Raw genomic sequence first — 6,312 nt, 5'->3', positions numbered from 1 at the left:
CACACAGGCCAGCAGCGCCGGTCTTCTCGGTATGCCTTGACAGGGTACGAACACGCTTCTATTTTCCGAGAAATCGGATGATGTCCGACGTATTCGCCAGACGGCGCCCGGAGGGGGGCGCCCTGCCACCCCTGCACCTGCCCGTGCCATACCGCCTGGCTTCGTGCCCGGCTCCCGCCTGCCTTCACGGTGGTTCGCCCGGAACCCGGACGGCCGCCCATCGCCACGTGAAAGGACCACTATGGCAATACCCGGATACCGGGTCGGCCTGGCCTGTCTGGCCGCCGCCGGCTCGGTGGTGCTCGCCGCGACCCTGGCCGATCCCGCCTTGGCCGCCGAGGCGTCCCCTGCCACGGGCGCCGCGAGCTTCCCGCACTACGACCACGTCCGGCACTCGGACCAGATCTGGGGCGGCTACGCGGACACCGGCGCGCGCTTCACGTCGATCAGCGGGTCGTGGACGGTGCCCACGCTCAACTGCTCGTCGGTCCCGAACAGCTCGGTCTCGCCGTGGATCGGCATCGACGGCTTCAATTCCGACACGGTCGAGCAGATCGGTTTCGACCAGGACTGCGAGAACGGGGTGGCCGCCTACTACCCGTGGGTGGAGATGTACCCGGCGGACTCCATCTACTTCACCGAGACCGTCAGGGCCGGCGACCACATCACCGCCTCGGTGTCGGTGAGCGGCAGCTCCTGGACCCTGACCGAGAAGGACACCACCCGGGGCTGGTCGAAGACGTTCCACGAGACCGGCAGCGACCAGCTCTCCTCGGCCGAGGCGATCGTGGAGGACCTGGGCAACGGCATCCAGCCGGTCGCACCCTTCGGCTCGGTGACCTTCACCAGCCTTACCGCCAACGGCAAGCCCCTGGCGAGCGCCGGCACGGTCAACTCGACCGACATCGAGCGCGGCAACACCCCGCTGACGAGGAACTCGTCGCTGTCCGGCGGTACGTTCAAGCTGAGCTGGCTGCATTCCTGATGCGCTGCGACCGCTGATGCGCTGATGCGCTGATGCGGTGACGCGGTGACGCGGAGGACAGGGCCCGGCCGCCGGGCCCGGGCCCTGTCCCTGTGCCTACCCCCGCGCAAAAACGTCACGTCACGGATTGAGATACGGGTCCTGCGCCATGCGCTGGTAGGCCGCGAGCGACTCCGGCGAGGAGTTGATCTGCCAGTGCCTCTCCTTGTCGATGTCGAACCAGACGAAGGCCTTGATCTGCGGGTAGTTGTTCTTCAGCGTCGGGACTATGTCGTCGATCCACTGCGCCTTGCTGCCGCCGACCTCGTCGGAGGCCATCTCGCCGATGATGATCGGCTTGCCCTTCGCGGCGAGCTGCGGGTAGATGGTGGCGAACACGTCGTTGAAGCTCTGCCACGTGAAGCCCGCGGCGGAGGTGCCCCAGTTGTATCCGTCGACGCCGGTCCAGTCGACGTAGTCGTCGCCGGGGTAGTAGTCCATCGCCGCCGGGGCGCCGGAGCTGTCGGTGACGTTGGGGCACCAGGCCCAGACGACGTTCGTGGCGCCGGCCGCGGTGAAGATGTCGTGGATGTGGCGCCACGCGGCGATGAACTTCGCCGGGTCGTGGCCGCCCCAGCCCTCGTCCTCGTTCATCTCGGCGGCGAAGTCGAGGAAGAACTTCTTGCCGGACTGGGCCGCGGCGGTGGCGCGGGCCTGGATGGTGGCGTCCAGGCTGCCGCTGACGATGTCGTCGAAGTTGATGCCGAACGGCTCCCAGTTGACCAGCGGGATCCGTCCGTCGGCGAAGTCGGCGGTGGTGGCCGGTGCCGCCATCCAGTCGTCGGCCCAGTTGTAGTACGTGAGGTGGACTGCCGGCTTGCGCCCGATGCGCGCGTCGGTGTCGGCAATGGTGCCCGCGCCGTAGTAGTGGCCGAGAAGCGCTCCCTGGTCGGGGACCAGGATGTCTCTCGAGTCCGACGGTGTGGTTCCGGCGGAGGCGGCGATGGTCGCTGCGGGAATCGCGGCGGCGGTGAGGATCAGCGCTGCCGCGATGCCGTACCGCTTTCGGAGGCGACGTCTGGACGGCTTCTCATCAGGGGCGTTCTCGGCGGTGGCGGCGCGCTGGCGCCTGAGGTATCTGGTCACGTCGGCAGTCTGTCGAGCGGATCATGACGGGATGATGAGACGTGATGATGAGAGGGTCCGGGCTGGTGTTCCGGAAGGCTGAGCCTGACCAGCGCCCCGCCTCCGGGAGCCGTGGTGGCGTCAGCCGTTCCGCCGTGCAGCTCCGCGACCCAACGGACGATCGCCAGGCCGAGACCAAGACCGAGACCCAGGCCAAGGCCGTTGCCTTCGCGCCCGCAGGTGACCCGGCTGTCGAAGATCCGCTCCCGTTCCGCCGGGGCGATCCCCGGCCCATGATCCCGGACCGTCACCGTCCCTGACGCCACATCCACCTCGACCGGCAGCGTCGACTGCGTTGCTCCGTGGCGCAGAGCGTTCTCCACAAGGTTGCGGACCGCCTGAGCGAGCAGGTCGGGATCTCCGCGCACGATGGTCGGCGTGGTATGCACGACGACCTGCCCGGCGATATGAGGGAGTTCCTCGACCGCCTGCTCGACCAGCTGGTCCAGCCGCAACGGCGTGAGCACGAGCTGGCCCGTTCCAGTCTGGATACGTGCCCGCGTAAGGAGCCCGGACACCAGCCGCCCCATGTGGTCGACGAGCCGGACGGCCTCGGCCATCGCCGCCGGAGCGCGGGCCGGCGAGGCACGGCCGTCTTCCATCATCAGACGGACGGTGGCCAGCGGCGCGCGCAGCTCGTGAGCCGCCTCGGCCAGGAACTGCTCCTGCCGGCCCAGCTCCTGCAGAGCCGGTCGCATGCTCCGTCCGGACAGCAAATGGCCGGCGGCGGCCGACGCGAGCACCAGTCCTGTGCACCCGACGACGAGCCACCGGACCAGTGTTTCGTGGCTCTTCTTCTCCGGCGCGAGGTCGGCCGCGGTGAGCACGACGGCACCGATGTCATCGGCGTCCCACACCGGCGCGGCAGCCCAGCGGGTTCGCCTGCCGTCGCGGCCCGCCATCGTCGTCAAGAACGTGTCCTGCTCCCGCACGGTCGACGTCCACAACAGATCGAGGCCTGCCGCCGACGGCAGCGCGGCGCCAGCGGACCGTACCCAGCGAACCTGGACCTGCCCGCCGCCGGGACGCTGAAGCACCGCGGTGACGGCGGACGCACCAGCCAACTCGTCCTCGGACAACGGATCGAGATGGAGTATGCCCTGGTCCATCCAGACCGCCCGGGACAGCGCTTCGGCATGGCCTGCCACCTGTGCGTCGACGCTGTCCGCCCGGGACCGGCCGTCGATGGTCGCGGCGATGAACGCCAGCGTGATCAGACAGACGGCGCTGGTGGCCGCGTACAGCAACGTCATCGACCGGCGCAGGCGCCGCAGCCGGGCGACGGCGCGGCCGTCCACGGTCATACCGGCTCGCGGATGAGGTAGCCGGCGCCTCGCAGAGTCTCGATGAGATCCGGCGCCCCGAGCTTGCGCCGAAGCCGGCCGATCACCGTGTCGACCACGTTCGACATCGGGTCGCTCATCTCGTCCCAGCAGCTCTCGATCAGCTCGCTGCGGCTGACCACGCGCCCGGCCCGGAGCATCAGGGCTTCGAGCACGGCGAACTCCTTCGCGGTGAGGATGAGCAGCACGCCGGCGCGCCGGACCTGCCTGCGCGGCAAGTTCATGGTCAGGTCGCCGACCGCGATTTCCGGCAGGGACTGTGGCTGACCGCGTCGGCACCGGGCCCGTACCCGCGCGGTCAGCTCAGCCATGGCGAACGGTTTGACGAGGTAGTCGTCGGCTCCGTTCTCGAAACCGGCCACCCGGTCTTCGACGGTGCTGAAGGAGGTGAGCATCAGGACCGGGACCGTGTGTCCTGACCTGCGCCACCTTTTGAGCAGCTCCAAGGCGTCGCCGTCGGGGAGCCCGCGGTCGGCGACCACGCAGTCGTAGGCGTTCACGGACGCCTTGAAGTCGGCCTCCGCGAGCCGGTCCGCGAGATCGACGGCGAAGCCCGCCGAGCGCAGACCGTCGACGATCAGCGGCCCGAGCCCGGGATCGTCTTCCACCACGAGCACCCGCACGGCGGCTCCAGCCTTCGCGACCGGGAAGGGGCTACGGCTGGATCTGGTCGGACAGCGCGAGGTCCCAGACCGCCAGGCCGTGGATCTGCTCGTTCGCGGCCATAGTCCGGCGCAGCGCGAAGGACCGGGCGTCGGACCACCACAGGACCGTGCCGTTGGAGAGCGTCGCGGTCCACTCCCCGGAGGCGTCGTCGAACTGCGCCGTGGCGCCGTCGGCGGCCACGAGGTCGCGCGCGCCCTGGTCGCTGACCTGGGTCGCGGCACCGCCGGCCGGCCAGGAGTAGCCGTAGCCCGCGACGCCCAGATCCACCTTGGCCGCCGGGACCTGGCTCACGAGCGCGTCAAGGCCCTGCTGCTGCCAGGCCAGAGAACCGGCCGGGCCGGGGCCCGAGGCTTGGGTGTGCTGGTCGTAGGCCATCAGCACCAGGTGGTCCACAACCTGGCCGAGGGCCGGCAGGTCGTATCCGAGGGCTGCGTATTCGTCCGCGCTCTGGCCGTTCATCAGGTCCAGGCTGACGGTCTTGCCGGCCGGCAGCGCCTGCTTCAGCGCGGTCAGGAAGGCCGTGAGGCCCGCGGTGTCGCGTGCCTGCAGGGACTCCATGTCGATGGTGACGCCGTCCCAGCCCTGGGAGCTGACCGCGCTGCTGAGGGTGGCGACCACGTTGTCGATGTTGGTCTGGTTGCTCAGCAGGTTGTAGGCGGCCTGCTCGTCGAAGTCCCCGATGCTCTGGCTGAAGTTCCCGGCCAGGAACTCGGCCGGCAGGCCGTCGGCGTGCGCGGCGGCCAGCTGGTTCTGTGCGGCGCTGCTGGGCTGTCCGACGCTCGTGCCGTCGGCGGTGATGTTGACGCCGTCGGTGCCGACCGAGCCGAGGGCCCCGGCGCTGGCGTCGATGAGCGAGGTGGAGTCGCCCTCCTCCTGGTAGCCGATCACCGGCAGGCCGCTGGCGGCGGAGGCGGTGACGCTGGGGAGGGTCATGGCGGCGATCGCGAGGGTGGAGACCGCTGAGACGGCGAGCGTGCGACGGGTTTTCCGGTGGTTCGTCATGTTCTCTCTTTCGCGGTGGTGGGGTGCTCCGGGTGTGGGACTCCGGGTGGGGATCTAGCCGAACCAGGGGTTGCCGCCGCCGAGCGACCACACCGAGACCTTGGTGACGCCCAGGTCGGTGAGGACTTTCAGCTTGGCGGTCAGGGACGCGCTGTCGACGTAGTCGTAGAGGACCCCGCCGGAGGTCCAGCGGATCTCCCCGGAGGACGGGTCGCGGCGGGCGGCGATGACGGCCGGGTCCTGGGAGAAACCGGGGCTGTTCTTCATGTCGCTGAACTGGATGTTGCCGGTGACCGAGTTCAGGTCGCAGGGGTCCGGGGCGTGGTAGCCGTAGGACGGGAGCCCGATGACCAGCCGGGAGTGGTCCGGGACCTTGCTCTGGGCGTAGGCGGTGACCTGCTTGAGCCAGGCGTACGGGGTGATCGCCAGGCAGCGGGCGCCGGGCTGGGTGTCGAACTCCTCGTCGTAGGCCATGATCACGAGCTCGTCGACGCCGGTCGCCGAGACCTGCGCGTAGTCGTAGAACGTGGCGTCGGCGGTCATCGCCGGGGCGTCGACCTGCAGGCGCTTGCCGTGCGCGTGCAGCGAGGTCGCCAGCTGGGTCAGGAACTTCTTGTAGTTCGTGAAGTCCGCGGCGGACCAGGACCAGTAGTCCTCCAGGTCGACGTCGACCCCGGACAGGCCGTTGCTGACGATCAGCGAAGTCAGCTGCGAGACGGCCTTGGACCGGTTGCCGGAACTGCTGACCAGCGCGTGGACGTCGGCGGTCGTCATCCCCGAGATGGTCGGGTACTGATACGCCGAATGGGCCTTCACGCTGGCGACGTTCGCCGCGCTGTAGGCGTTGCACAGTCCCGAGGCGGCGGTCTCCAGCTTGACCGAGCCGTTCGACTGCACCGACCAGTACTCGGGCTTGAGCGCGCCGGTCAGGACGCGGTTGTCGGCGTACTCCTGCGGCGCGGAGCAGGTGGAGTCGCCGGGGGAGCCGGGGTAGAGCCAGGTCTGCAACTGCACGCCGGCGGCCCGCGCGGCGGGCTTGGCGGGCTTGGCGTGGGGGACGGCCGCCATGGCGGGCACGGTCGTCGCGACGATTCCGGCCGCCGCGCAGGCGGTCAGGATGGTGAGCGGTCTTGTTCGGCGAAGCATGTGTCC

The 6,312-nt window shown here is 69.6% G+C and carries 6 protein-coding genes; 1 reads left to right on the top strand and 5 read right to left on the bottom strand.

Annotation, left to right across the window (positions count from 1 at the left end):
• The first annotated feature begins 241 nt into the window (after positions 1-241).
• Positions 242-985, top strand: coding sequence for a G1 family glutamic endopeptidase (locus tag GWK61_RS04840; RefSeq protein WP_194905357.1), 744 nt, complete (start codon positions 242-244; stop codon positions 983-985).
• 120 nt (positions 986-1,105) lie between these two features.
• Here GWK61_RS04840 and GWK61_RS59285 read toward each other — a convergent pair whose 3' ends face one another.
• Genes GWK61_RS59285 through GWK61_RS04815 form a run of 5 tightly spaced genes read right to left on the bottom strand, consistent with a single transcriptional unit; the run spans position 1,106 to position 6,306 of the window.
• Complete coding sequence (locus GWK61_RS59285; protein WP_323747406.1) at positions 1,106-2,110, bottom strand: glycoside hydrolase family 26 protein; 1,005 nt, start codon at positions 2,108-2,110, stop codon at positions 1,106-1,108.
• On the bottom strand, positions 2,107-3,453 hold the full coding sequence (locus GWK61_RS04830; protein ID WP_194905355.1) for a sensor histidine kinase: 1,347 nt from the start codon (positions 3,451-3,453) through the stop codon (positions 2,107-2,109). Before GWK61_RS04830 ends, GWK61_RS59285 begins: the two co-directional genes overlap by 4 nt.
• Entirely contained in the window at positions 3,450-4,115 is a 666-nt protein-coding gene (locus GWK61_RS59280; RefSeq protein ID WP_194905353.1) for a winged helix-turn-helix domain-containing protein, read from the bottom strand. Before GWK61_RS59280 ends, GWK61_RS04830 begins: the two co-directional genes overlap by 4 nt.
• 31 nt (positions 4,116-4,146) lie before the next feature.
• Positions 4,147-5,160 (bottom strand): glycosyl hydrolase family 18 protein, encoded by a 1,014-nt coding sequence (locus GWK61_RS04820; protein ID WP_194905351.1) that lies wholly within the window; start codon positions 5,158-5,160, stop codon positions 4,147-4,149.
• Positions 5,161-5,214: 54 nt separating this feature from the next.
• Positions 5,215-6,306: a glycosyl hydrolase family 18 protein gene (locus GWK61_RS04815; protein ID WP_194905348.1), complete on the bottom strand. Its 1,092-nt coding sequence runs from the start codon at positions 6,304-6,306 to the stop codon at positions 5,215-5,217.
• Positions 6,307-6,312 lie beyond the last annotated feature (6 nt).

It is taken from the genome of Catenulispora rubra, assembly GCF_015356825.1.
Classification (GTDB): Bacteria; Actinomycetota; Actinomycetes; order Streptomycetales; family Catenulisporaceae; genus Catenulispora; species Catenulispora rubra.
This window is presented reverse-complemented; position numbering and strand designations above follow the sequence as displayed.